Origin of the sequence: Mesorhizobium sp. M00.F.Ca.ET.216.01.1.1, assembly GCF_004010325.2 — a bacterium.
GTDB lineage: Bacteria > Pseudomonadota > Alphaproteobacteria > Rhizobiales > Rhizobiaceae > Mesorhizobium.
In genome coordinates this window covers 1-289 of sequence record NZ_SADR02000515.1, presented here as the reverse complement: position 1 = coordinate 289, position 289 = coordinate 1, and the positions used below count along the sequence as shown (strand labels likewise).

At 57.4% G+C, this 289-nt stretch carries 1 protein-coding gene; it reads left to right on the top strand.

The annotated features are described in order from the left end of the window. Positions 1–107: 107 nt before the first annotated feature. Positions 108–289 (top strand): aconitase family protein (locus tag EN859_RS37235; RefSeq protein WP_245525900.1); only part of this gene is annotated, 182 nt, incomplete at its 3' end.

The window sequence follows — 289 nt, the reverse complement described above, 5'->3', positions numbered from 1 at the left end:
CACTGTTTTTTATCGCTTTTTTCGATGATGCGACGGCCCACGGCGTGACTTCGCGTGGCATAATCGACCGACACAGTCAGCCCGCAGTCATTACTACCCCGCATACCATGGCACAGACTCTCTACGACAAATTGTGGAACACACACGTGGTCCACACGGAAGAAGACGGCACGACGATTCTCTATATCGACCGTCACCTGCTGCACGAAGTCACCAGCCCCCAGGCGTTCGAAGGGCTGAAGCTGGCCGAGCGTCCGGTCTGGCGCATCAGCGCGAACCTGGCTGTGTC